23 protein-coding genes are annotated in these 25,177 nt (G+C 52.9%); 15 read left to right on the top strand and 8 right to left on the bottom strand.

Annotation, left to right across the window (positions count from 1 at the left end; translation table 11 throughout):
• Window positions 1-142: 142 nt before the first annotated feature.
• Window positions 143-1,153 (top strand): amidoligase family protein, encoded by a 1,011-nt coding sequence (locus Q3Y66_RS04720; protein ID WP_008957691.1) that lies wholly within the window; start codon window positions 143-145, stop codon window positions 1,151-1,153.
• Between the two features lie 70 nt (window positions 1,154-1,223).
• Window positions 1,224-1,922: a gamma-glutamyl-gamma-aminobutyrate hydrolase family protein gene (locus tag Q3Y66_RS04715; protein WP_008957692.1), complete on the top strand. Its 699-nt coding sequence runs from the start codon at window positions 1,224-1,226 to the stop codon at window positions 1,920-1,922.
• Here the strand turns inward: Q3Y66_RS04715 and tpx are convergent.
• Window positions 1,905-2,405 (bottom strand): thiol peroxidase, encoded by a 501-nt coding sequence (tpx, locus tag Q3Y66_RS04710; RefSeq protein WP_008957693.1) that lies wholly within the window; start codon window positions 2,403-2,405, stop codon window positions 1,905-1,907. The two genes, Q3Y66_RS04715 and tpx, sit on opposite strands and share 18 nt — an antisense overlap.
• A 136-nt stretch (window positions 2,406-2,541) precedes the next feature.
• Here tpx and Q3Y66_RS04705 point away from each other — a divergent pair, with 136 nt between their 5' ends.
• Window positions 2,542-3,258 (top strand): glutamine amidotransferase, encoded by a 717-nt coding sequence (locus Q3Y66_RS04705; protein WP_008957694.1) that lies wholly within the window; start codon window positions 2,542-2,544, stop codon window positions 3,256-3,258.
• Between the two features lie 6 nt (window positions 3,259-3,264).
• On the opposite strand, the gene nfi is transcribed toward Q3Y66_RS04705, so the two are convergent.
• The 3 genes from nfi to Q3Y66_RS04690 form a co-directional block, all read right to left on the bottom strand.
• A complete protein-coding gene (nfi, locus tag Q3Y66_RS04700) occupies window positions 3,265-3,948 on the bottom strand; it encodes a deoxyribonuclease V (protein WP_008957695.1) in 684 nt (227 codons plus the stop codon).
• A 143-nt stretch (window positions 3,949-4,091) separates the two neighbouring features.
• Window positions 4,092-5,807, bottom strand: coding sequence for a DEAD/DEAH box helicase (locus tag Q3Y66_RS04695; protein ID WP_008957696.1), 1,716 nt, complete (start codon window positions 5,805-5,807; stop codon window positions 4,092-4,094).
• Window positions 5,808-5,900: 93 nt separating this feature from the next.
• Window positions 5,901-6,086, bottom strand: a complete 186-nt coding sequence (locus Q3Y66_RS04690) for a hypothetical protein (protein WP_008957697.1) — start codon at window positions 6,084-6,086, stop codon at window positions 5,901-5,903.
• 252 nt (window positions 6,087-6,338) lie between these two features.
• Between Q3Y66_RS04690 and Q3Y66_RS04685 the strand changes: the two genes are divergently transcribed.
• The gene (locus tag Q3Y66_RS04685) at window positions 6,339-6,536 is read left to right on the top strand and encodes a CsbD family protein (protein ID WP_008957698.1); all 198 of its coding nucleotides are present in this window, start codon (window positions 6,339-6,341) and stop codon (window positions 6,534-6,536) included.
• 87 nt (window positions 6,537-6,623) lie between these two features.
• On the top strand, window positions 6,624-7,106 hold the full coding sequence (locus Q3Y66_RS04680) for a PRC-barrel domain-containing protein (RefSeq protein WP_035586732.1): 483 nt from the start codon (window positions 6,624-6,626) through the stop codon (window positions 7,104-7,106).
• Between the two features lie 93 nt (window positions 7,107-7,199).
• Here the strand turns inward: Q3Y66_RS04680 and Q3Y66_RS04675 are convergent, their stop codons facing one another.
• Together Q3Y66_RS04675 and Q3Y66_RS04670 are read right to left on the bottom strand one after the other, a co-directional pair.
• Window positions 7,200-8,192: a glutathione S-transferase family protein gene (locus tag Q3Y66_RS04675; protein ID WP_008957700.1), complete on the bottom strand. Its 993-nt coding sequence runs from the start codon at window positions 8,190-8,192 to the stop codon at window positions 7,200-7,202.
• A gap of 92 nt (window positions 8,193-8,284) precedes the next feature.
• On the bottom strand, window positions 8,285-9,208 hold the full coding sequence (locus tag Q3Y66_RS04670) for a LysR family transcriptional regulator (protein ID WP_008957701.1): 924 nt from the start codon (window positions 9,206-9,208) through the stop codon (window positions 8,285-8,287).
• Window positions 9,209-9,644: 436 nt separating this feature from the next.
• On the opposite strand from Q3Y66_RS04670, the gene Q3Y66_RS04665 reads away from it, so the two are divergent.
• Complete coding sequence (locus Q3Y66_RS04665) at window positions 9,645-11,372, top strand: peptidoglycan DD-metalloendopeptidase family protein (RefSeq protein ID WP_008957702.1); 1,728 nt, start codon at window positions 9,645-9,647, stop codon at window positions 11,370-11,372.
• A 93-nt stretch (window positions 11,373-11,465) separates the two neighbouring features.
• Here Q3Y66_RS04665 and Q3Y66_RS04660 read toward each other — a convergent pair whose 3' ends face one another.
• On the bottom strand, window positions 11,466-13,106 hold the full coding sequence (locus Q3Y66_RS04660) for a murein L,D-transpeptidase (protein WP_035586734.1): 1,641 nt from the start codon (window positions 13,104-13,106) through the stop codon (window positions 11,466-11,468).
• Window positions 13,107-13,211: 105 nt separating this feature from the next.
• Between Q3Y66_RS04660 and Q3Y66_RS04655 the strand changes: the two genes are divergently transcribed.
• Both Q3Y66_RS04655 and Q3Y66_RS04650 read left to right on the top strand, forming a co-directional pair.
• The gene (locus Q3Y66_RS04655; RefSeq protein ID WP_008957704.1) at window positions 13,212-13,934 is read left to right on the top strand and encodes a murein L,D-transpeptidase catalytic domain family protein; all 723 of its coding nucleotides are present in this window, start codon (window positions 13,212-13,214) and stop codon (window positions 13,932-13,934) included.
• Between the two features lie 234 nt (window positions 13,935-14,168).
• Window positions 14,169-15,296, top strand: a complete 1,128-nt coding sequence (locus Q3Y66_RS04650) for a CZB domain-containing protein (RefSeq protein WP_008957705.1) — start codon at window positions 14,169-14,171, stop codon at window positions 15,294-15,296.
• 25 nt (window positions 15,297-15,321) lie between these two features.
• Here the strand turns inward: Q3Y66_RS04650 and Q3Y66_RS04645 are convergent, their stop codons facing one another.
• Window positions 15,322-16,320: a cache domain-containing protein gene (locus tag Q3Y66_RS04645; protein WP_008957706.1), complete on the bottom strand. Its 999-nt coding sequence runs from the start codon at window positions 16,318-16,320 to the stop codon at window positions 15,322-15,324.
• Window positions 16,321-16,566: 246 nt separating this feature from the next.
• Between Q3Y66_RS04645 and Q3Y66_RS04640 the strand changes: the two genes are divergently transcribed.
• The 7 genes from Q3Y66_RS04640 (at window position 16,567) to Q3Y66_RS04610 (ending at window position 25,069) form a co-directional block, all read left to right on the top strand.
• A complete protein-coding gene (locus tag Q3Y66_RS04640; protein WP_008957707.1) occupies window positions 16,567-17,586 on the top strand; it encodes a patatin-like phospholipase family protein in 1,020 nt (339 codons plus the stop codon).
• 372 nt (window positions 17,587-17,958) lie between these two features.
• On the top strand, window positions 17,959-19,311 hold the full coding sequence (locus Q3Y66_RS04635) for an MFS transporter (RefSeq protein WP_008957708.1): 1,353 nt from the start codon (window positions 17,959-17,961) through the stop codon (window positions 19,309-19,311).
• 103 nt (window positions 19,312-19,414) lie between these two features.
• A complete protein-coding gene (locus Q3Y66_RS04630; protein ID WP_008957709.1) occupies window positions 19,415-20,698 on the top strand; it encodes a nitrate regulatory protein in 1,284 nt (427 codons plus the stop codon).
• Window positions 20,699-20,808: 110 nt separating this feature from the next.
• Window positions 20,809-21,495, top strand: coding sequence for an SDR family oxidoreductase (locus tag Q3Y66_RS04625; protein WP_008957710.1), 687 nt, complete (start codon window positions 20,809-20,811; stop codon window positions 21,493-21,495).
• A 167-nt stretch (window positions 21,496-21,662) separates the two neighbouring features.
• Window positions 21,663-22,655: an LLM class flavin-dependent oxidoreductase gene (locus Q3Y66_RS04620; protein ID WP_008957711.1), complete on the top strand. Its 993-nt coding sequence runs from the start codon at window positions 21,663-21,665 to the stop codon at window positions 22,653-22,655.
• A 14-nt stretch (window positions 22,656-22,669) separates the two neighbouring features.
• Window positions 22,670-23,164, top strand: coding sequence for a GNAT family N-acetyltransferase (locus Q3Y66_RS04615; protein ID WP_008957712.1), 495 nt, complete (start codon window positions 22,670-22,672; stop codon window positions 23,162-23,164).
• 240 nt (window positions 23,165-23,404) lie between these two features.
• Window positions 23,405-25,069, top strand: coding sequence for a methyl-accepting chemotaxis protein (locus tag Q3Y66_RS04610; RefSeq protein WP_008957713.1), 1,665 nt, complete (start codon window positions 23,405-23,407; stop codon window positions 25,067-25,069).
• The last annotated feature ends 108 nt before the right edge of the window (window positions 25,070-25,177 follow it).

The following is a 25,177-nucleotide window of genomic DNA, read 5'->3' as shown; positions in this document are numbered from 1 at the left end:
CCTTACTCCTGAATATTAATCTGAATGGCGTCCTGCTTACCGTTTACCGCCGCTTTAGTTTATAGCCCTTAGGAATGCACTCAGCCTCAACGCGTGACTATGATAGGCTGGATGCTTAAACGTTCACCTCAAGGATGCCGAGATGACGCTACAAGCTCCACCTAACCGCTTAAACAGTCATGGGAATATCCGGCAGGTTGGCGTCGAAATTGAATTTGCTGGCCTGCCACCCCGAGACACGGCGATGATCGTACGTGAACTGTTTGGCGGGGAGCTTAACGTGGTAAGCCCTCATCGGCTACTAGTAGAGAATACCCGCTGGGGCGAATTTGGCATTGAACTCGACACTCAGTACGCTCACCCTGACAAAGCCCTACTTGAAGACCCTCACGCTCAAGACAGCGAGTGGGCGCGCCACCAGCACCAACGACGAATCCAGTTCCATCAAAAAACCCGCGAACTGATTGGTGATATGGTCACTGGCCTAGTGCCTACCGAAATTGTTTGCCCACCAGTGCCCTGGAATGAACTTGAAGATTTAGACGCGCTGTTTGAAGCACTGAGAGAGCACGGCGCCAAGGGCACCGATGCTAGCTTGATGTATGGGTTCGGGTTGCATCTAAACCCTGAAGTAGAGCGCTTTGATGCCGACTATTTGCTTGCCATGCTGCGCGCGTATTTATTACTTGCCGGATGGCTGCGCGATGAAATTAAAGTCGATATTACCCGCGAGGTGCTGCCCCATGCCAACCCCTTTCACAAAGCATACGCGCTAAAGGTCCTGGATAGCCGCTACTCACCTGATCTGGATACCTTGATTGACGACTACCTGCATCATAATCCAACGCGCAACCGTGAGCTGGATATGTTGCCGCTGTTTGCTTATCTGCGCCCTGACCATGGCCATGAGTTGCTGCATGCTCAACTCACGAAACCACGCCCCACTTTTCACTATCGCTTACCCAACGCCCAACTTTCCCAACCGGGTTGGGGCTCGGCAATGGAGTGGAACCGCTGGGTGGAAGTTGAGAAACTTGCCGCTAACTCGGAGGTGCTGCTCGCTCGCTGCGCTGAGTATATTGCCGAACATAACCGACCGATGCTGACCCGCGTAAAAGAGAAACTGGGCCGTTGGCTGCGTCGTGAGCGCTAATTTTTTAATGTCTCATTTTCGACTTCACATTTTTCAACTTTATTTCTTGCCACAGTGAGTAACCACCTGCATGTCTCGGCCGCTTATCGGAATAACCACCTCTGACCGCAAAAGCCACTTAGCATGGTGGTTTGATTGGTTCGCCGTCTGGCGCCATGGCGGCAAACCGCTGCGGTTATCGCCTTCACGCCCCCAGCCTGACCATTTAGATGGATTAATCATTGGTGGCGGTGATGATATTCAGGCCCACCTTTACGGTGGCGAAGTGCAGCTGGATGTACGTCTCGACCCGGCACGGGATGAATTGGAGCTTGCGCTGCTTGAACGGTTTATTCCGCTGCATACGCCCGTGCTGGGCATTTGCCGGGGGGCACAATTAATCAACGTCCACCTAGGTGGCACTCTAGACCCGGATATTTACACCACGCATGAAGGGCTAAAACGACGCCGTACGGTACTGCCGCGCAAAACCGTCGATATTGTCGGCGCGAGTAAACTACACCGATTGCTCGGCGTGACGTGGTGCCGGGTTAACAGCCTGCATCACCAAGCTGTTTATGGCGCAGGCAAAGGGATAGAGATTGTCGCCCGCGACCGGGACGGCTTGGTACAGGGCATCGAGTCACGTGAACATGAGTTTTTGATTGGCGTGCAGTGGCACCCCGAATGGCTGATTTTCAACCGCCCCCAGCAGCGCTTGATTCGCGCGCTGGTGACGGCTTCACGACGTCATGCTAGAAAACGCCTGCTGTCAGCTCAAGACGGCTAACGCTGCGTCGTAATCTGGTTCGTTTTTCAGCTCGCTTACCAACTCACTGTGTAGCACGCGATTATCGGCATCCAGCACCACTACCGCACGGGCACACAGCCCCTCCATCGAGTTATTACACAACGCGACGCCCCAGTCTTCACGAAACTCTGGGTGGCGGAAAGTAGACAGCGTTTCAACATTATCCAGTCCTTCTGCACCGCAGAAGCGTTTGGCAGCGAAGGGTAAATCAGCCGAAACTACCAATACCACGGTGTCAGCAAGGTTAGAGGCCAGTTCGTTAAAGCGACGCGTCGACATCGCGCAGGTAGGCGTATCCACACTGGGAATAATATTAAGCACCTTACGCTTGCCCGCATAGGTCGCAAGCGTAACGTCTTGCAGCTCAGTGTTGGTCAGCGTCATTTCCGGTGCTGCCTGATCTTTAGCAGGCAGTGTGCCAGCCACATCCAGCGGCTCGCCCGCACGGGTAATTTGTTGCATTGTCGTTTCCTTATGTCGTTAATAACGAATGAATTCTTACCATCCAAGAGGCCATGGTAGGCTATCATCATGCCTTTGTGCTCTTCCTGAAAGACCTTTGTTTAACATTTGCGTTTCATCGTACCGAGGGAGTGATATGGCCTGTGTATTAATCGTTAAAACCGGCGATGCTTATCCAGAAGTCGTCGACCAGCACGGCGACTTTGAAACGCTATTTGAAAAGCAGCTTAGTACTGCCCTACCTGCGCATTTAGAGGTACAGGTGTGGGACGCGCGACGCAACCCTACCCCACCCGCTCTAGACACCTTGGCAGGCATACTGATCACTGGCTCGCATAGCATGGTTAGCGATGCAGAGCCCTGGAGCGAAGCACTTAAACCATGGCTGCAAGAGGCGTTGGCAAACGATACGCCCATGCTGGGCGTTTGCTATGGTCATCAACTCATGGCCGCCGCTTTTGGCGGTGTCAGCGATTACCACCCAGCGGGCCGCGAGTCGGGCACGCATACAGTGCGGCTGACGCTGGCCGGCCAACAAGACCCGTTATTTAGCCAATTACCGGAAAGTTTTGCGGCGCACCTTTCCCATGCGCAGTCGGTCATGCAGGCGCCTCACGGCTGCACTGTGCTGGCCCACAATAGCCACGACGCCCATCAAGCGCTGCGCTATGGCCCGCGCCAATGGAGCGTACAGTTCCACCCCGAGTTCAGCGTGCCCGTCATGCGCGCCTATATAGAGCGTCAACGCGCCGTCTTGCGCGACCAGGGTGAGAACCCTGCAAGCCTGTCAGCGGAGGTGACTGACGCATCAGACGCAGCCAGCCTGCTCACGCGCTTCCTCGCGTTTGTATAGCCCCGACTAACGCTGATCTCGTCGCGACGCTAAGCGATCGGCAAGCCGTGTCGGTTCAGGCAGTTTGGTACGCCCTAAACAGCGCATCACCCAGGTAAGCGACGTTTCCAGGGTGATACGATGCCCTGGTGACACATACACCGGTTTTACCTTGGCACGAGAGCGCAGCACGGCCCCAATAGTTTCTTGCCCCGCGTAAAGCGGCACCCAGTCTCCGCGCTGCTCGCCCACCTCAGCGTGTTTGCCATATAGGCGTGATTTGGCAATCCCAATAGTGGGTAAATCCAGCCACAGCCCTAAATGCGCCGCCACACCTAAGCGCCGTGGATGGGCAATCCCCTGCCCGTCGACCATGACCAGTTCAGGCAACACGCTGAGCTTTTCAAACGCCCCCAGCGCCGCCGGAATTTCACGAAACGAGAGTAGGCCAGGAATATACGGCATGCGGGTGGGCTCACGATGAACCACTTGTTCCACCACGTTTAAATTGGGCGCGGTAGCAGGGTCCCACTCCAGCAACACTACGGCTGCCCGGGTTGTTTCGCCGCCATCTTCAAAACCGATATCCACTCCCGCTATATGCTTCACAGAGGTCAAGCGGTCGGATATTTCCAACCCCTTCGCCAACTGTGTCTGTAACGCCCTCGCTTCCCTAGGTGCTAAATTCCATTCGTGTAGCGGTGCAGACATGTCATCCTCCCTGACAATAAACAATCCAATGAATGAAGAGTAAGGTAGCAAAAAAACGCCCCCGCACCAGTAAAGGAGCGGGGGCGTTTGAGATTTTCTCAGTTGCCGCTTGGCGGCAGCTGATTAATCCTTACGTCGAAAACTTAGGCGCGTTCGCGACGACGAACCGGTGCATCGCCTTCGTCACGACGGCGGCGCGGAGCGCGTTCTGCCGGGGCGCTGTCTTCGCTGATTTCCAACGGACGACCGGCCACACGGGCACGTGCCATTTTGGTCAGAATCGTCGAGGGCAAGCCGCTCGGCAGTTCGACGACAGAGAACGCGTTGCGGATATCGATACGACCGATACGCGCGCCTTCAATGCCGCCTTCGTTGGCAAGAGCGCCGACTAACTGACCCGGCTTCACGCCATCTTTATGACCTACGGAGACGCGGTAGCGCGTCATACCTTCGGTCGGGCCGCTAGTGCGTTCACGACGGGCACCCGGCTTACCGGCAGGAGCGCCATCACGCGAGGGCTTCTCTTTACGCGGTGCCTGTAGGCGACCAATCGGCGGCTCATCAGCACGCGCCATCGCGGCAAACGCACACGTTAGCTCGATCGGGTCATGGCCTTCTTCGATCAGACGCTCAATCAGAGCACGCTGCTCTTCGGCGCCTTTCGTCAAGGAGGCAATCACGCGCTCATGGAAGACTTCATCGCGATGAGCGCGAATAGCGGCTTCGTCTGGCAGCGGCATTTCGGTCATTTTCTGGCCGGTTGCCTGCTCCATCCAACCCACTTTGCGCGCTTCACGGAAGCCAGCAAAGGTAATCGCGATACCGCTACGACCTGCACGGCCCGTACGACCAATACGGTGCGTGTAGGCTTCTGCATCTTGCGGCAGATCGTAGTTAATAACGTGCGTAATACGCGATACGTCAAGACCACGGGCGGCTACGTCGGTGGCGATCAGCACGTCGACTTTGCCACGCTTCAAGCGCGTAATGGTACGCTCACGCAGGCTCTGGTCCAGATCACCGGACAGGCCAGCGGCGTTAACACCACGGGCCGTCAATTGCTCAACTAGCGTGGTACAAGCGGCACGAGTACGCACAAAGACGATGGCCCCATCGACCGGCTCGACTTCAAGAATACGCGCAACGGCTTCAAGCTTAGCGCCACCATCAACGCGCACAATGCGCTGTTCGATGTTTTCGCCAGTGGTCGTACCTGACTCAATCGCGACTTTAACCGGATTAACTAAGTAACGGTTAACGATGCGCTCAATTTCAGCCGGGAGGGTGGCCGAGAAGAACACACGCTGAGCATCTTTCGGGGTATCGGCAACCACGCGTTTTACGTCGTCGATAAAGCCCATGCGCAGCATTTCATCAGCTTCGTCCAGCACTAGAGCGGACAGGCCATCAAGCTTCAGGCTACCGCGATCCAGGTGGTCGATAATCCGGCCTGGGGTACCGACAACCACTTGCGCGCCACGCTTAAGGGCGCCCAGCTGTTCACGGTACTCTTGGCCACCACATAGGGTCGCCACTTCGAGACCTTTCAGGTTTTGACCATACTTACTAAACGAGGCAGCTACTTGCTGGGCCAATTCGCGAGTGGGCGCCATTACCAACACTTGCGGCTCGCGGCGAGTCAGTTCTAAACGTGACAGTAACGGTAATGCAAACGCTGCAGTTTTGCCGGTGCCGGTTTGTGCTTGGCCCAGCATATCGCGGCCTTCAAGCAGCGCAGGGATGGTTTGCGCTTGAATCGGCGAGGGAACTAAATAGCCCTGTGATTCAACAGCAGAAAGAACGGCAGGCAAAAGAGCCAGGTCGCCGAAGCTCGGCGAGGCGACAGAAGTCGAGGTCATTAATCACACCTTGGTAGGCCGGTAAGTACCGGCAAAAAACATCATAAGCGTCCCTGACTCTGTTAGCGCATAACGACATAAATGTGGTCGTTATCAAAAACAGGCACCGCCGTAGCGGTCATAGCCATCAATGGAGTCGGAGACGCCGGTCGCACCTAGCATCCGGTTGGCAAACACCGCATTCGCGGGCCAACCGTTGTGGCGACCTTCTGCGCCGATTTCACCCGTGTGGTGAAATACTGGAGGCGCGCCATCTACACAGCAATGAACATCTAGCAATTGGCGAGATGTTCCCGCAAGCGATACTGCTGATAACTATTAATCACTACTCATTAATAACTATGCAAGTAAACGCTCACCGTCGTGATGGAGGGGTCAGCACATGCGAGGAGCGCGCATCCTAACATCGCATTTTGCTTCTGACCAGCACTTTTAACTTACACCATACTGAATCAGGGACTTGCGATCATACAGATATGGTCTAACCTAGGAAGTACCTAATCAAGTTCACTACCCTCAAGGAGCGATGCAATGAACTGGGATCAGATTGAAGGCAAATGGACAGAAATGAAGGGCAAGGCTCGATCTAGCTGGGGTGAGTTTACCGATGATGAACTGGATCAGATTGGCGGTAAGAAAGATCAGCTAGTTGGCAAGCTTCAGCAGAAGTATGGTCTTGAGCGTGAAGAAGCAGAGCGTCAAGCAGACGACTGGGCTGATAAGCAGTAAACCTGTATTTGCATTACCTATATTTACAGAAAAGTTTTCAGTAAACATTTTTATTGATTATTTATCGTAGCCACATGGAGAGATGCTATGCGTAAGACAATCCTCACAACAGCGATTGGCACTGCCCTACTAGGAAGCTTTGCTATGAGTGCTCACGCGCAAAATGAGCCTCAAGGCATGTATTCTGCCGATGACATTCTTGATGCAGAGGTCTATTTCGCCGGCGGTTCTGGTGAGGAAATCGGTGACGTTGACGACATCTTGTTCGATGAAGAGATGCGCATCAGTGCCATTGTTATCGAAAGTGGTTCCGTGCTTGGACTAGGCGGGCGTGAAATCGTGGTAGATACCGATTACTTCACGCTGGAAACCGATACGGAAGAAGACGGTGATACCGAGCATCGCATTATGGTCGAAGCTAGCCAGGAAGAAGTCGAAGCCTTCCCCGCTTATGACAACGATTGGTGGGAGCAGACCAAAGCCAACGCCCGTGATGCTTGGCAAACAACCCAAGAAGGTGCTGAAAGTGCTTGGCAGCGTACCCGTGAAGCAGTAGATGCTGACGAGTAATGGTTAGACCCTATCGTTAGATTGACTGAATAGCGAAGTTTAAAGGGCCGCCTAATTAGGCGGCCCTTTTTGATGCGAATTGTTTGTGGTGGACTATTTACGTCGTACGCCCTGCCCCGGCAAACGCTCCCGGTCATGAGCACGCTCAAAATCGAGCAGCGGGCCTGCTGGCACAATCCGCGTCGGGTTAATCGTGTCGTGGCTATAATAGTAGTGGCGTTTAATGTGATCCATATTGACGGTCTCCGCCACACCGGGCCACTGATAGATTTCTCTCACGTAATTGGAAAGATTGGGATAGTCTTCAATACGCTTCAAATTGCATTTGAAATGGCCGTAATAAACCGCATCGAAACGTATCAACGTGGTAAACAGGCGAATATCGGCTTCGGTCAACCATTCACCTGCCAAGTATCGCTGCTCTGCTAAACGCGCCTCCATACGTTCCAAGGCGTCAAAAAGCGCTTTCACGTGTTTTTCGTATACCGCCTGCTCAGTAGCAAAGCCCGATTTATAAACCCCATTATTAATGTGGTCATAAACATCAGCGTTAACGTCATCGATCACGCTGCGTAGGTCTTCCGGGTAAAAATCCAAGTCGTTGCCGGTCAGTTCATCAAACGCACCATTAAACATACGCAGCAGATCGGCAGACTCATTATTCACAATGGCACTACGCTGCTTGTCCCATAGCACGGGCACCGTGACGCGGCCGGTATAGTGCGGATCGGTTTTGGTGTAAAGCTGATGATGGAAGTCCACCTTGTTAATCGGGTCACCACTAGCGCCTTCATCCTGGCGGTAGGTCCAGCCTTGGTCGAGCATTAGTGGGCTGACATGAGAGGTGCCTATCAGCGACTCCAACCCTTTCAGTTTGCGCATGATCAGTGTTCGATGCGCCCAAGGGCACGCAAGCGATACATATAAATGGTAGCGATCTTTTTCTGCAGGATAGCGGTCGCCATCTGTTTCGGGCTCGGCGCCCACCCAGTCGCGTAGTTGGGCGGATTCACGTACAAACTCGCCACCGTGTTTTTTGGTGTCATACCACTGGTCTTGCCATTTACCATTAACGAGCAGTCCCATGGGGCGTCTCCTGAAAGTCTTTCGGGTGCTTGGCTAGATGCCTTACGCTTTTTTCAGCATACCCCCGCCTCAAGGATGCTCAAGCGGATGTTTTACGCCTTTTCGTTCGAGTGAGTCGAATCATGCTGGGCACACTCGCTAATCACTGCCTGTTTTAATGCAGCGGCCATCGCATGAGCCGCAGGCCCTGCCCGGTCTCGGTCGCGGAAAATCAACTGAATAGGTACTTCACGAATACCGCCGGCAGGTAACGGCAATACCTTTAATTGGCCGTTTTTTAACTCCTCACCAATACGTGTTTCTGGCATCCAAGCAAATCCCAGTCCACGCCGCAGCATATCAAGCGATGTATTGAGATGAGTAACGGTCCATCGCTGCTCCGCTTTCAACCAGCCCGCGTTGGTTGATTGACGCAGCGCTGAGTCGCGCACTACCAACTGGCGGTGTTGAGCCAGGTCTCGCAGATCCAACGAGCGGCCCAACTGATGCAGGGCATGTTGAGGATGCGCAACCGCCACAAAGCGAACCGTTACCAGCGGCTCGCCTAAAAAACCTTGCGCCTCAATGCCGGAGACCACCAAGTCTGCGCGGCCATCGTAGAGCATTTCAATGCCCCCATTGAGCACACTTTCGTGCAACTGAACACGCACCTGAGGATACGTTTCAGAAAAGCGCTCGAGCGCCTTGGCTTGAGCACCCGTTGGAAATACCTGATCAATGGCCACCACGATTTCTGCTTCTAAGCCGGCGGCTAACCTGGTAGCCACATCTTCAAGCGAGGCTGCGCTTTCGATTAACTGGCGCGCACGACGAAGCAACAGCTCACCCGCTTCAGTTAAGCGTACTTGGCGGCCAATGGGTTCCAGCACCTGAACGCCTAGCTGCTCTTCTAATTTATGCACGGCATGGTTGAGCGTAGAAGGGCTTTTATGTACGGCTTCTGCCGCTCGCGCGAAGCCACCATGGTCAACCACGGCAGCCAACATTTGCCATTGTGAAAGTGTTACCCGGGACATTTCGATTTCCTCAACGCAATACAGCGGAACAATGCGCTTATTATTCGAAAAAACATGACTAGAATGCCAGGAAACAGTCTTCAATGCCGCCTATGTGTATAAAAAGCCTGTTACTCCTCTTAAGTAATGGGTATTGAGAAGTTTGAACACTGGAATGCTATATAAATTTTAGACATTTGCTATATTTATGCTTTAGAAAAATCAGTTTTCGTCTATGATTGGTACAGAGTATGTAGTTAGCCTGCTTTTTCAGTTACATTTGTTAGCAAACGGTGTTTATAAATAGTAATCTTTGTCTATTCTTGCCATAATTCTTTTTAATTAAATTTTATGTATAGACATACAGTCTATTCACCCTTGCCCTCATGGGGTATGGTTCCTGGGTTTATGCGCTTAACTGTTGCTTTTAATCACGAACTCGGCGGTCCATTTACCCATGTTGCGAATCCTTTATTCGCTGCCCCGCACGCACAAATTATTACTGTTACCTGTGGCCACTATGGTCACTGTGCTGGGCACACAGAAGTTACTGACGACATACCAAGATCTAAATCAATCACACACACCGCTTGAAAGCGTGCTGGTTCCGCTTCCTAGCGATTCTGCTCCGGGGGTTCCTTCCCTGCGTCAAGAACGCACGCCGGTAGCAGATGCGATCGATCGCGCTTCACGCGCCCTCGACGCCACCCGCGACAATATTCCTCTCAGCGAATTAACCGCTACCGAGATCGTAGATCTCGATATGAATGTCATCTCCAGTGCACAAGCAGATATGGCCGGACAAGCCGCCTTGGGCGACGAAGTAACGGTACTTAATGCCGCAGCCCTGGATGCACCAGCTCTTGATATCGCAACGCTAAGTGGCACAGGGCTTAATGACGGCGCTTTGCATATGGCAATTGTGCTGGGCACCCTCTCTAGCGGCATGCTGGATGCAGACGACGCTTCATCAGTTGAAATTGCCGATGCCACTTCTTATGAGGATTACGGTACTGAGCTATTTGGTGACATCTCATTTCTGGATCTAGAACTGGCAGCTGAAGAGCCGTTTGTTCCTGAGTGGGAAACGCATATTGTTGAATCTGGCGAAACGTTCGCTTTGCTGGCACAAAATGAATTAGGCCTTGGGTACAGCGAAGTGTTGGCCCTGCTTGAGGATTTGCCCGATCAACGCATGCTAATCAACTGGCGCGCCGGACACAGCTTTGATTACCAGCTAGACGAAGATGGGCGTTTACTTTCCTTACGCATGATGAAAAATACCCGTGACGGTATTTTATTGGAGCGTGATGCAAACCACTTCGCTATCACCACTATTGAGCGGCAAGGTGAACCTGTTCAACGCCTTTATGCCGGTAGCGTCAGCGGTAGTTTCGCGCGGTCAGCCCAGGCAACTGGCTTAAACAGTGGCGCGGTGACGGAACTGACCAAGCTACTTGAGAAGAAGCTCGATTTTCGGCGGGATAGCCGCCGTGGCGACCGTTTCCAGGTACTGGTGGAATCAGACATGATCGACGGGGAAACGCTTGATTCGCGAGTGCTGGCGGTTCAATACAATGGCGAGCGCATGGACCTTACCGTTGTACGTAACGCTACCGACGATAACTTCTATACGCCTGAGGGCAGCAGCCTAGACCCTGCGTTCTCACGCCATCCTTTTGAAGGCAGCTACCGCTTAAGCTCGAACTACAATCCACGGCGTAAGCACCCGGTAACTGGCCGCATTAGTCCGCATAATGGTACTGACTTTGCTATGCCAATTGGCACGCCTGTAACAGCGCCTGCCAATGGTGTCGTTGAGCGCGTGAGTAACCACCATGCGGCAGGTCGTTATATCGTCGTTCGTCATGACAACGGTTATCGTACCCGCTACCTACACCTTTCCCGCCCACTGGTTAGCCAGGGTGAGCGTGTAACAATGGGCGAGCGCATAGCGTTATCAGGCAACACTGGCCGCAGCACTGGCCCTCACCTGCATTATGAAGTCATCGTCAACAACTCACCGGTCAATGCGATGACCGTCGCCCTGCCCGAAAATACCAGTTTAAGCGGCGATACGCTGATTGCGTTCCAGAGCCAAGCAGCTCCGATCCTGGCCACCTTAGAAAGCGGTGAGACAGGTCCGGTTAGCGTAGCTACCTTTCAGCAGGAAAATGACGACTAACCTCGGTATTCATTGATGCTGAATTGAATATGCTTAAACGCAAAACACCGCCCTTCGGCGGTGTTTTGCATTGTGTCACTAGCATTGGAACACTTAAACAGGACGCTGCAACGCTGCTAGTAGTGTTGCATCACGACGATAGATATCGGGCCTAAACTCCACTTCCCCTTGTGCATTTGGCCAGGCGGTCAAATAGTGCAGGGCAATGGGGATGCGCTGAGTCAGGTTCACATTGCGATCACTCCCGCCATTTAACAGGGTGCTAAATTGGTAACGGCTGCCGGTATCTTGAAGCAGCATCTGCGCCAGTTCAGCCACACCCTCGACCCGCACACAGCCTGAGCTGAGTGCGCGCTGGTTACGCTGAAATAGCCCGCGTGCGGGGGTATCGTGCAAATAGATCATGTCATTGTTAGGAAACCGCACCACGACACGACCAAGCGGGTTACCCGAGCCTGCCACTTGGCGCAACATCACGCCGCCAGGGCGCTGCCAATCGATCTCTTCTGCCACCAGCGGCTCGCCGGAAGGACTAATCACCCGAATATTTTGGCGCGCCAAGTAATTGATATCCGCTCGCACGCGAGGCAGTACATCCTCACGCATGATTGTCGGCGGGATGGTCCAGGATGGATTAATCGTTAAATGGCTGATAGTAGAGTGGATGATCGGCGTTTCACGGCTCGGCGAGCCGACGACCACCCGGGCATCCCAGTGCTCGCCGTTAGGGCGCACATAGTGCATTCGGTAACCGGCTATATCGACCCACACTCGCGGCTCGGCAGACTGCATGGGACGGATCCACCGCGCGCGTTCTAAATTGACCCGCAGTTGGTCGATTCGCGCCGACACCGGCGTATTTAACGCAAGCCGGGTCTGTTCACCCACCACACCATCTTCCTGTAGTAAATGGCGGCGCTGAAAACGCTTCACAGCGGATTCAAGTGGCGCATCAAACACGCGCTGATTAGACGCTGCTTGCACATCGATTAGCGGATAAGCGCTGCTGTCAGCCACCATCAAGTCCGTTTCACCCCAGAGTGCCAAACGGTGGCGCAGCACAATAACATCGTCGGCTTCATCCCCCGGCCGAAGTGACTCCTCCCTGGCGGCTAAGTAGGGCGCGCTGCCCAGGTTTGCCAACTGGTAATGCTGCTTTAAGGCGTCACGCAATTGCTGATATTCACCTGACGAAGGCCTGGCCAGCGCGGTGGCATTATCCAGCGCACGATCTTCAACGGCATGTACAACACGTAGCAGCGAGTAGTCGCTTTCTGGCCGCGGTGCGTCCCACTGTGGCTCTACGTCTCGCGAATTCACCTTACCGCGCTCTAAATGGTCCAGCGCCAGCAACAGCGAGTGAGTGGCTTTGATATCAAACGAGGCCTGTGCGACATCATCACCCGACTGACTGCGCTGAAACTCACTAAGCAACGTATCAGCGTGATAATCTTCCGGCACCAAGCCATCGTTTTCCAAACTGTTTAGCGCCTCGACCAGTGACTCAACCGCACCCGCTGCCTGCCACGCGGGCTGACCATCACTTAGTTGATAAAACTCAGTAATAGGAAGTTGACGCGCGTCTGCCGAGCTTAATTGTTGAGCTATCGCCTGCTGCAATGGATCTGAGGCCGAATCCGCATACACAGGGCTGATGCCTAAAGGGACGTAGGTAAGCGTTAGACACAGAGCGCTCCCTATCGCCCATCGTCTTAGTGGCTGTCTCTCGTTCATCACCCTCTCCTTGCGTTACTATAGCCTTCCACATCGCCGACCCTGTTTTTTATATTAGTCGGCTAATTTTCATATTGACTGATATTGCTGGTAGGATCGACTCTTATGGCTCTTCGTTTAAATGTTGCCACGTTATTATTTTCTCTACCTTTTACATTATTCACATTACCGCTACACGCCGCCAGTTTCTTTGCCCAGGTTGAATCTACACCACCACGGGGCGTACTGCCTTTACATCACCAGTTATTGCAACTCGCCCCCCAGGCAACGCCCGAGGCATTGCGTTTGGCCGCTCAGGCACTCAATTGTGCCGATCCCACTGCCGAGCGCCTTGCAGTCATTGACTACTCGCTGCCGTCTACCGAACCACGCCTATGGGTATTTGATTTACGTCAGCATGAATTGCTCTTTGAGGAGCTGGTTTCTCATGGCCAAGGGTCTGGCGATGCCCAGGCCGAGACATTTTCCAACACGCCTGATAGCCACCAATCCAGCATTGGCCTGTTTCGTACCATGAATAGCTATTACGGGCGCAACGGCTATTCGCTGCGCCTGGAAGGCCTTGAACCTAACGTCAACGACCTAGCTTTCGAGCGCGCCATTGTGATCCACGGCGCTGACTATGTGAGCGATGCGTTCATTACCCAAACGGGGAGATTAGGACGCAGTCATGGTTGCCCCGCAGTACGTGAAGACGTTACTTACCCACTGATTGATAGCCTGAAAGAAGACCAATATGTATTTGCTTATTATCCTGATGCCGAGTGGCTTGCCACCTCAGCGTTTCTAGGCTGCACAGCCGACGTCGCTCAACTTGCCCGTCGCTGATGCTACCCAGTCTTTTAACTATCCAGTTTTCTAACTACCCAGTCTTTTAGCTATCTAACCTGTTCGCTCTTCAGTCTTTTAATAATAGGGACGTTAACAATCTCATTCTCGCAGGTCATTGGCAGCTGAATTTCATCATTTAAAGCAGCTAAATCAAGCGGACAGGGGAACCCTCTGCAATAATTTGTGACAAATTAACACAAAACATTGCTATCTGCCGTAGGTGTCTCTGCCATGTTCACCTTTATGCATCCTTTTCAAAAAATTCGCCGCCTGGAACAGGAGGTCGCCGACTTACGCACTCAACTCGACGCCGCCACCCCTTCTCCCAGCAGCCGACTGTTAAGCCTAATGAAACCGTCGCAATCCATCGGCATGCTGCAAGCGAGAGGGGCGGATATGCTGGCCTCGCTCAATAACGGCCTTCAAGAGTATGCCGACCAGCTTGCCGGGGAACGCGCCACCCTAACGGAAACGTTTAACCTGATTGCGGCTGCCGAGCATGCCATCGACACCCTTGATCAGCGTTATCACGATCCTGAATATGCCGAAGCGCTCCCCGCCTCGCCGCTAGTATTAGCTAAAACCCTACACGCTCTGAGCCAACTGCAAGTAGCGCTTGCTCGCAATGCGGGGCACGCACAAGCCTTAGCGGTTAGCACAGCACTCGAAACGGCCCATCGCCAAGGTCTGGGGAGTGCTGGTTCTGCTAGCCAACAGTCACCAGGAATAGCCGCCATTGCAGACGACGTTCATCGCTTAGCGCTTAATATGCAGCAACTAAGCCATCAGCTCAGCCTGCTAATGGAGCAAGTCAATAGCCAGGTAAGAACGCACTCGCAAGCAGTGGTGAAAAAACGCCAAGCCGACGAAGACACGGCCCAAAAGGCACAGACAGCTAAGCACGCATTGCATCGGTTAACGGATCAAACGCAGCATATGCACAAGGTGATACATCACAGTGCTACCGCTGCGTTTTTACACTCCGCCAAGCTTGACCATGCGGTATGGAAATGTCGTCTCTATAAGCAGTTATTATCTGCCAACACCGACACCCCACTAGAAGATCATCATCAATGCCGCTTAGGGCGCTGGCACCAGCAAGGTGAGGGCTACCAACGCTATGCCCGCACGGAGGCTTATCGAGCATTAACAGCGCCGCACAGACGCATGCATGAAAGCGGTGCTGAAGCGCTTAAGTTTGCTCGCCTAGGCGACCGCAATGGTCAATTAGCTGCTTTAGGCGTCATGGAAGAAGCCAGCCAACAGCTAGCCCTACAGCTGGACAATCTCATGGAACACGCCATATTTGAGGCGCCCTACTCAACCAGTCATCACTCACCGTTAGCAGGTGCGCCTTAACGCACAGACGATGACTTCACAGATGCTAAAAAAAGCATCGGCTGCTACGGATGAGCAGCGCCGACTGTTCTGTGCGCGTGGCTAACTCGTTGGTGCCTTGATCAATATTCTGTGACGCAAGCAGCACACTCTGGGTCGTGCGATGTACGTCTTGAAGGGTGATCTGCATCCGCTCGACAAAGGCGTTAAATTGCTGGGCCAAATCGCCAATTTCGTCATTGCGCTCCACCCGGAGGCGCTGGGTTAAATCCGCCTCGCCCGTGGCAACGTCATGCATCGCAGCGGCGGCACGCTTCACCGGGCTCAGCGCCCGCTTGACCAGCCAGGTTGCCAACACCACCACGCCTAGCAATAACACCAGCGCTACAACGCCCTTGGCGATCAAGTCATGACGAAACTCCTGCCACGCCAGCGCCTCTACCTGCGCCAATCCCACATCAATATCGCTTAGGTAGATCCCGGTGCCGATCATCCAATCCCACTCAGGGATAGCAATCGCCATGGAGTGCTTTGGCTCAATGTCACCGGTGGCGGGGTTAATCCACTGATAGTCGTAAAAGCTTGCGTCCCCCGAACGGGCACGTTCAATTAGGTCTTCCACAAAGGCGTTGCCTTCACTATCGACCAGCCCCACCATATTGGTGCCCACCCGCTCTGGCGCAGCGGCCATCGCTCGTGCCGTGCCGTCAAAATCAAAGGCAAAAACATAGTTGGCATTACCGTAGCGAAAATTCTGCAGTATCTCTTGTGCCTGCTCTTGTGCCTCTGACTGGCTGAGCTCAGCATGGCCAACGAGGTGTGAGACCGCATTACGGGCGGACTCAACTAAGTAGCGCACCGTCGTTTCACGCTCACTGACCAACACATCACGCTGCTTATCGAGCGTTTCTTGCATACTCGTTATCGAGCTGCGCACTTCCAACGCGGACAGCACCAAGGCCAAAATCAGCATGGGAAGTAACACTAAAGCGACCATTTTCGCCTGCAGACTCATGCTAAAGCGTGCTTTATTTTTTTGCGCCATGCTCGACAACCCCCATGTAATGTTTTTTTATAATTCATATATTTATAGAAACAGTTTACGTTAACGTAACTGTTGTTTATTAAACTTATCGCATGCAGTCGACCACACTCTATCGTTTAGACCAATCATAATTTGGTATTACCTTTTGCATTCCCCGTTAAATAGCCTTGCATTTTCTCTAACTGCCTATGCCATGCTGGTCTTACTGCAACCACACATCACACCAGTCGCAATGGGAAAAAGCATATGGCACAGGTCAAAAAGCTAGACCTCGCATTACAAGGTGGTGGCGCTCACGGGGCGTATACCTGGGGCGTGATTGATCGCCTATTAGCGGATGAACGCATTGAAATTGAAGGGATCAGCGGCACTAGCGCCGGGGCCATGAACGGTGTCGTCATGGCCGATGCATTAACACGCGGTGATAAAGAGACGGCTCGCCAGGCACTGTACGACTTTTGGAAAGCCGTCAGTCGAGCGGGTATGACAAGCCCAATCCGTCGTACGCCCCTGGATATATTGACCGGCAATTGGAGCCTGGATCACTCACCCGGCTTTATTGCTATGGATCTGTTAAGCCGCGTGGCCTCGCCCTATCAGCTCAATCCGCTCAACATTAACCCGTTACGCGATATCGTGGCTGAGCATATTGATTTTGAACGGGTTCGAAAATGCGAACAGCTAAAGCTGTTTGTGGCGGCTACCAACGTGCGCACAGGAAAGCAGCGCGTGTTTCGCCGAGAAGAGATGAGTGTGGACGCCGTGATGGCCTCCGCCTGCTTGCCGTTTATCTTCCAAGCCGTAGAGATTGACGGCGAAGCGTATTGGGATGGCGGCTATATGGGCAATCCGGCACTGTTCCCACTCATGGAAGAGTGCAGCGCACGGGATATTCTGCTGATTCAAATCAACCCCATTAGCCGCAATGATGTACCCACCTCTGCGTCAGCTATTATGAACCGTCTCAACGAGATCACGTTTAATTCAGCACTGATTAAAGAGATTCGCATGATCGCGCTGCTTAAGCATGCGCTTGATGAGCAGGGAATTGAAAATTGCTACCAGCAGGCGCTTTTTCATCGTATCAGCGGTGAGCTGGCGCTTGAAGGACTCTCTGTGTCGAGTAAATCCAATTCCGAGTGGCCTTTTCTCTGCCACCTTTTTGAACAGGGCCAGGACGCCGCCGAACGCTGGCTAGGTGAACATTTCGATGCCATTGGCGAATACTCCACGCTCGATGTAGATGCTGTCTATTTACATGAATAGCGGCCTACATGAATAACGGGCTAAGCGAAGAGCGCCGATATTTACCCGCTCGACCGAGGCCCTTTTAAGCACCAAGATGCCGCAAAAAAAAGACTGCATGCCCACTCATGAAGCATATTCACTTTGCCCATGTGCTAACAAAACAACAAAAACAAATTAAGATTATGATTTTTAACAACAAACATTCAACTGGCAAACTACCTGCATATTTTCAGTAGTGGTGGTAGGCGTGGACCAGGCCCAACTGGGTACGAGTGCGTCGAGCCTGACCTTCAATGGAGAAGGCATGTTCTCGTCAATTGCTGACGCAAAGCGCTAATTTTCGCGTTTAGCGTAGTGATCAACTCGCTTTATGCCCCGTGAGGCCATCCCATGGACATACGCAACAAAGCCAACCGCATTCGGCTGCTTAACTTTTCGACCCCTCAAATGCGCGCTTTCCACTTTTCATGGTTTGCGTTTCATATCTGCTTCTTCGGCTGGTTCGGCATCGCCCCTCTCATGGCGATTGTTCGTGAAGACCTTTCGCTGACCCAAACACAAATCGGCAATACTATTATTGCGTCGGTGGCGATCACCGTCATTGTGCGTCTAGCCATTGGCGTACTGTGTGACCGTATTGGGCCGCGTAAAACCTATACCGGCTTACTAATGTTAGGTGCTATTCCGGTGATGGGTATTGGCTTAGCCGATAGTTTTGAAACCTTTCTATTAGCGCGCTTAGCCATTGGGGCCATTGGCGCCTCCTTCGTTATTACCCAATACCACACCTCAATGATGTTTGCCCCCAATGTGGTTGGCACCGCCAACGCTACCAGCGCTGGCTGGGGTAATTTAGGCGGCGGTACTACACAAATTCTGATGCCGCTGATCTTCTCAGGCATGCTGATGCTGGGCGTCAACGAAGCCTTTGGCTGGCGCTTAGCGATGATGGTACCCGGCGTTGTGATGTTCTTTACCGGGATCGGTTATTGGTTCTTTACTCAAGATGCACCCAACGGTAACTTCAGTGACCTGCGCGCAACTGGCGAGCTGCCTGAGGCGACCGGTGAAAACGGCGCAAAACATAGCTTTTTAGCCGCCGCCAAAGATATTCGGGTATGGGCGTTGTTTGTTGTGTATGGCCTATGCTTTGGCGTAGAGCTTACGATTAATAATATTGCCGCTATCTACTTTTTTGATAAATTTGACCTCACTTTAGCCACGGCGGGCCTGATCGCTGGCTTATTCGGCCTGATGAATATTTTTGCCCGTACTCTGGGCGGTGTCTTTTCTGATTTATTCGCCAAGCAAGGCGGCCTAAAGGGGCGTGTACGCTGGCTGTTTATTGCCTTGATTTGCGAAGGGATTGCGCTGGTAGCGTTCTCGCAAATGCATGTACTCAGCCTAGCGATTGGTATCATGCTGGTGTTTAGCCTGTTTGTGCAGATGGCCGAAGGCGCCACTTATGGGGTCGTCCCGTTCATCAATAAAAAAGCCCTGGGGGCTGTTGCGGGCATAGTCGGTGCTGGCGGCAACGTGGGCGCGGTCGGCGCTGCCTTCCTGTTCCGCAGCGAAAGCCTGAGCTATCAGCAAGGCCTGTTCTACCTCGGAATAACGGTGTTGGTACTGGCATCCTGTGTTTTGCTGGTACGCTTTAGCGACGCCACCGAAGCTGAAGAGGCCAAAGCTTACCGCGATGCAGTTGGTGACGACGTTGGAGCAGGCGCTCTCTCGCTACGTTAAGCGCTTTCCAATACACTCAAGTACGCTCCCATACGCCCTTATCCAGTTAGGTAGCGATATGGGAGTGTTTACATTTAGGCGGCGAGCCGTTAAGGAAAATTCTATGTCTTCAGCGCAGCAACTGCTCTTAACCGCCCTCCGTTGCGATATCGACAACCTTACTCACCTTGCCACCACCGCCGATATTGTCGGTGACATTAGCCGCTTTATTCATATGCTCCAACGTGAACGAGGAGCGTCAACGATCTATCTAGCCTCTCAAGGCCAGCGTTTCAAAACCCGCCGCGATACTTACCGCCAACACAGCCAGCAGGCGGAAACCTTAATGCGCCAGCGGCTGGAAGCGCTCAGCCAAGAGGCTCGCCCCCAGGCAGCCGCTCGCTTACTACGCCGGATTGCCGCCGTTTGGTATGCCCTTGATGAGCTTGATGAACTCCGTCTGGCTATCGACACCTTTGCCATCTCGCCTGATGCAGCCACTCAGGCCTTTAATCAACTGACCAGTGGGCTGCTAGCGATTGTATTTGAAGCCGCTGACTCCTCTATCGACCCTGATATCACTCGCCATCTGGTTGCCATTTTTCACTTAATGCAGGGCAAAGAATTAGCTGGCCAAGAGCGAGCCTGTGGCGCATTCGGCTTTACCCATGGCCACTTCGATGAAGCGCACCGCGCTTTATTGAATCAGCTAGTGACTGACCAGCAGCGCTGCTTTGACACGTTTGTAGAGTTTGCTACGCCTGAGGTGCAGCAGTCATGGCAAAAGGAGCTTTCACCTCGCACCCTGGCCGGTATTTGCCATTTACGCGACATCGCCTGCCAGCGTCATTCGGCATCACAAACACCACCCAAAGACACATCTGATTCACTGGGTGAAACCTGGTACGAACTAACTACGCTACGTATCGACTCGATGAAAACAGTTGAGGATGCATTGATCACTCAGCTGAGTGTGTTTTGTCACCGCAAAATCGCTCAGGCCGAAGATGGATTGGAAAAAGCCAAAGCAGGGCCCTGTCGTCCTACGCCTGCCCCCTGCGCACACTTACTAACGCTGGCGGGTGCGCAACCATTAGGCGACCTGACAGCCAACGCGCTAACCTCACCGCTAGGGCGCTCGCTGATTGAACTCACCCAGGCACAGGCCAGCCGGTTACAAGGGCTTAGCGATGAGCTTGAAAACACCCGTAAAGCGCTGCGTGAACGCAAACTGATTGAACGTGCGAAGGGGCTTATTATGGCTCATCAAGAGATGAGCGAAGAAGAGGCCTACCGGTTTCTGCGTAAAACCTCTATGGATCAAAGCAAAAGCATGGCGGATATGGCCCAAGCTATTCTGGATCTCTCTGCAATGCTAAAACGCAAAGAAGATGGGCACGCCCGCTAACGTTAAGTAGTAGAGCCGTACCGCAATGGTTAGGTAGGTATGTTTGCAGGATGCCACTCCCTTAGCCATGCTAAAGTCTTACTTAGTTAAACGAGCAAGGAGTGCAACCCATGCATAAAGGCGTGTTATTGATTACCGGCGCATCCAGCGGTATTGGCGCGGCTACCGCCCGAGCAGCCTCTCGCGAAGGCTACAAACTGGTGTTGGCCGCCCGTTCTAGCGAAAAACTCACCGCTCTGGCTCAAGAACTGGGGCCAGAAAACGTACTGACCTGTGAGTTGGACGTGACTAATTTTGAGCAGCAACAGGCGATGGTTGAGCATGCACTGGAAACCTTTGGCCGCTTGGACGCGATCTTTGCCAACGCCGGTCGCGGCGGCTCTCCAGGCGGGTTTAGCGGTGCGGATCACGACGCATGGCGTGAGATGATTCTTACCAATATTTATGGCGTTGGGCTCACCATTCAAGCTTGCTTACCCGCCTTAAAGCGTAGCAAAGGCCATGTGTTATTAACCGGTTCAGCGGCAGGCCGCACGACCATCCCAGGCTCAATGTATAGCGCTACGAAATGGGCGGTCACGGGGATTGGCTATAACCTGCGTGAAGAGCTACGCGGCACCGGTATGCGCGTGACGTTGATTGAGCCAGGCATGGTCGACACGCCATTCTTTAATGAACCACCAGAGCATGCATTAGAAGATCGTGATATCGCCAATGCCGTGGTTTATGCGCTTGCGCAGCCTGCCCATGTGGACGTTAATGAAATTCTTATTCGCCCCACCCCGCCGCTTGAGTAAGCGTGACCGTACCGGCACTTCGCTCTCATCCAGTCCATACCGGCACACGTCACATCGACATGGCTCAGACCTTGCAATTTATGTTCACTGACCGCATAACGTGTAATTACCAAGCGCGCTAAGTAATTTTCACTCAATGCGCCCACGAATTAACTTGCAGGTGACCCATGAGCCAACTCGCTTCCACGGCGCTTTCCGTTCTTGATCTGGCCCCTATCCGCCAGGGCGGCAGCGCCGCTGAGACCTTTCAAGACAGCGTCTCGCTGGCACAGTTAACCGAGCGGCTAGGCTACACCCGTTACTGGCTAGCAGAGCACCACAATATTGCCGGTATCGCCAGCGCTGCCACCGCGGTGCTGATCGGTCATATTGCTGGGCAAACCTCCACCATACGCGTGGGTAGCGGCGGCATTATGCTACCGAACCACCCGCCGCTGGTGATTGCCGAGCAGTTCGGCACGCTGGAAACGCTCTATCCTGATCGTATAGATTTGGGGCTAGGCCGCGCACCCGGCTCAGACGGTGCGACGATGCAAGCCATGCGGCGCAACGCTCATGCCGGCGTAGACGACTTCCCGCAATTGCTGAACGAATTGCGCCGTTATCTAGGCGATGCAGAGCCCCAGCAACGGGTGAAAGCCGTCCCTGGTCAAGGCACTCATGTGCCTATCTGGCTACTGGGTTCTAGCGGCTACAGCGCACAATTGGCAGCTAAGCTGGGCTTGCCTTTTGCGTTTGCTGCTCAGTTTGCGCCAGGCTATTTATTTGAGGCACTGCGCTTATATCGCGACAATTTCCGCCCTTCCGAACACTTGGATAAGCCCCATGCGATGGTCGGCCTGCCCGTGATGGCAGCGGAAAGCGATGCGATGGCCCACTACTTGGCCACCACCGCGCAGCAGAAATTTCTTAACCTTATTCGTGGCAAGCCAACCCAGTCGCAGCCGCCCGTGGAGCAACTAGACTGGTCACCGGTTGAGCAAGCCCAAGTCAGCCAGTTTTTAGGGGCGGCGATTATTGGCGGCCCAGAGACGGTCAAAGCCGAACTTGAAGAGTTCCAAGCACGTACCGGTGCTGATGAATTAATGATTAACAGCGATTTTTATAACCATGCCGATCGGCTGCGCAGCTACGAGATTGTGGCTGAGGTCGCCCGCTGAACGGCGGCACTACTGTGTCTACATTACATTTCGCCCCCATGTCGGACGAAGATTTCACCAGCTTTTGGCCTACTTTCAAGGCGATTGTCGTGGCGCAAGAGACTTATGCCATTGACCCCGACATCAGCTTTGAAGCTGCCCGAGAGCTATGGTGCAGCACGCCTAAAACCAGCGTGGTCGTTAAAGATGAACACGGTCATATACTGGGTGCTTACTACCTAAAAGCCAACGCGGCAGGCCCCGGCGACCACATCTGTAACTGTGGTTATATGGTGACGCCCGCCGCACGCGGAAAAGGGGTAGCACGCGCCATGTGTGAGGATTCACAGGCGCAGGCCAGGAAGCTGGGGTTTCTAGCCATGCAGTACAATGCCGTGGTGGCCACCAATGAGGTGGCCGTCGCGTTATGGCAGAAGCTGGGGTTTAGTATTGTGGGTACCGTTCCTAACGCCTACCGCCATGCGCGCCTGGGTTTCGTTGATACGTATGTGATGCATAAGACGCTTTAACAGTCATCCATTTACCAAAGAGCTCTTTACCAAAGAGCTCTTTATCACAGAATTCTTTACTACAGAACTCACAAATTAGTTAAAAAAAATTTAACTATACGTCTTTATGGTAATTCAGTATTTATTAATGTAATAAACTAAAGCTAACTTAATCAAACGGCTGCTTTAATGGAAAATTGATACTTTCTAAAACTCCCCTATGCACCAATTCAGGTGCGGGGGTTATTAGGAGGAGTATCAATGCAAAACATATCAGTTAAGAGAGTGATTGCTGGCGCACTGATTGTGCTTTTAGCCATGCTGATCATTTTGGGTAGCATGGGTGCCATGGCAGAACGCGAAGGTGCACAGCTGCTGGCAGAAATGAATGAAATCAGCGCTCAACAAGCGAGTGCTGCTAACCGTGCAGAAACCAATCTAATGGAAGTGCGGGTCAGGCTAGAGCGCATGTCACAGCACTACCGCGATGGCAACAAAAACTACGCTGAGCGGGCGCTGGGAGATGCGCTGGAGAGTTTGGAGAAATCCGACCGACGTATTGCAGAACTCACTCGCCTTAAACTCTCCATCGATTCTGAACGTCGCCCACTCATTGATGCAATTGTCGATAGTTACAACCTTATTGTCACTGACACATTAAGAGTTTATTTAGTCAACGAGCGTTATGAGGCACTGGACGAATACCGTGATCCCATTAATCAGAAGTTCTCTGGCTTTAGCACTGCAATCAGTAATTTTAATGATTATGCATTGAGCAGAGGCAACCAAGTTCACTCGGAAGCACAGCGTGACAGCGTCATTTTTGGTATTACCGTGGGCGTTCTTATTTTAATCGCGATTGTGCTCTATATCGCTGTACAAATAATGATTAATAGGCTCATCATCACCCCCCTGCAGCGAGCAGTCAGCATTTGCGAAAACATTGCCAAGGGGGATTTGACCAGCCATATCGATGCCCTCGGGCGTAACGAGATCGGCCGCCTTTATAGTGCCATGGAGGATATGCAAGAGCGGCTGGAAGAGATGATCGGCACGCTCAATCAAAGTAGCGAAGCCGTCGCCTCTAGCTCAAAACAAATTGCTAGCGGCAGCCAAGACCTCGCCTCATGTACGGAACAACAAGCCGCCGCTTTGCAGCAAACCGCCGCGAGTATGGATGAAATCTCATCGATTGTGCGGCAAAACGCTGACACTGCTGGCCAAGCACAACAACTGACCCAGGATGCAGCCCGACAGGCAAATAGCGGTAAGCAGGCATCTGAGCGCACCAGCCTGCTAATGCGCGAACTTGAACAAACCTCACACAAAGTACACGACATTGTTCAGGTGATTGACTCGATCGCCTTTCAAACCAATATCCTGGCGTTGAACGCGTCGGTAGAAGCTGCCCGGGCTGGCGAGCACGGCAGGGGGTTTGCGGTGGTAGCCAGCGAAGTTCGCTCATTAGCCACCAAGACGTCCACTTCTTCGAAAGAGATACGCACCATGATTGAAGATATCTCACAGCGTATTGTCGTCGGTGCGGAGCAAGCAGCGAAAAATGGTCATGATATGGCGGAGATCAACGAAGCTATTCGTAAAGTGACGGAAATGATGCAAGAGCTTGCTCTAGCCGCAAAGGAGCAGGAGTCGGGTATTAGCCAAGTCAGTACAGCGGTATCCCAAATGGACTCCGCCACCCAGGAAAATGTATCGCTGGTTGAAGAGACCAGCACCGCGTCAGCTTCACTCCAGGATGAAGCTACTCGTTTGGCCGAGTTAGTCATAGCCTTCAAACTTAAACGCGTAGCGCAGGGTGGTTCGGAAACCCCTACTGTCACTTCATCACCGCAGGCGCTTGCAGCGTCTAACGCTTATTCAGCTAGACAATTGCCCAACGCCACACCTAATTGGGAAGAGTTTTAATTCCTTCTTATGGGCCAGCTTGGCTGGCCCTTTTGCCATTGTTCTTCCCGTTCTCCAATTGTATGCGGCCAAAAAAAGCAGGGGCCAACATCAGCTAGTGATTCACTC

Source organism: Halomonas sp. HAL1 (assembly GCF_030544485.1).
GTDB lineage: Bacteria > Pseudomonadota > Gammaproteobacteria > Pseudomonadales > Halomonadaceae > Vreelandella > Vreelandella arctica.
The sequence above is the reverse complement of the archived record's forward strand: the minus strand, read 5'-3'. Positions and strand labels throughout refer to the sequence as shown.